Annotated in this window: 1 pseudogene; it reads right to left on the bottom strand. The window is 43.0% G+C overall.

Annotated elements, in window-relative coordinates:
* Window positions 1-561: pseudogene (locus tag R7Z49_RS26795) on the bottom strand (ligase); the annotation flags it as partial.

Here is a 561-nt window from a genome sequence, read left to right as displayed (position 1 = left end):
TCGCATCCAGTTTTTAATAAAAATCTGATCGAGAAAAAACAGCAAACAAAAGCCCAGCAGAGCTTTTCGTTCTTGAGATAACACGAGTAGCGAAAATGCAACTAGCATCAAAAAAGGGAACAGGCGAATTTTGTCGCGATACAAATAGAGTAGCGAGCACAACACTCCAAATCCGTATTTACTGACCCCGAGTAATTTAAATCCGCTTTGATAGCCTTGGGCGAAGTGCCATGCTGCGACTAGACCACAGATGATAAAAAGTAGGTAGGTGAAATAGACTATCACTCGCTCATCATCAAATGCACCGTAAGCGTAAAGTAAGCTCAGTAGACAAAGAATGGCTAGCCACTGAACGGTTTCGATCAATAGTGGAGCCAAAGGCACTCTGTTCAACAAACCATTGATAAATACATATCCAGTAAACAGCACCAAGAATCCGATACATGGGTGCAACAGTTGCTTTGCTCTTCCTTCTAAAATGATCAAGGCGATTAAGCCAACAGAAAGCAAACTTGCGATATCGGAAGGCGCAAGTGCCACGCCACCTACAGCGAATTTCAC

Source organism: Vibrio sp. 1562 (assembly GCF_033340155.1).
In the GTDB taxonomy this organism is placed as follows: domain Bacteria; phylum Pseudomonadota; class Gammaproteobacteria; order Enterobacterales; family Vibrionaceae; genus Vibrio; species Vibrio alginolyticus.
Note: the sequence above shows the minus strand (reverse complement) of the source record. Positions and strands in the feature narration are given on the sequence as shown.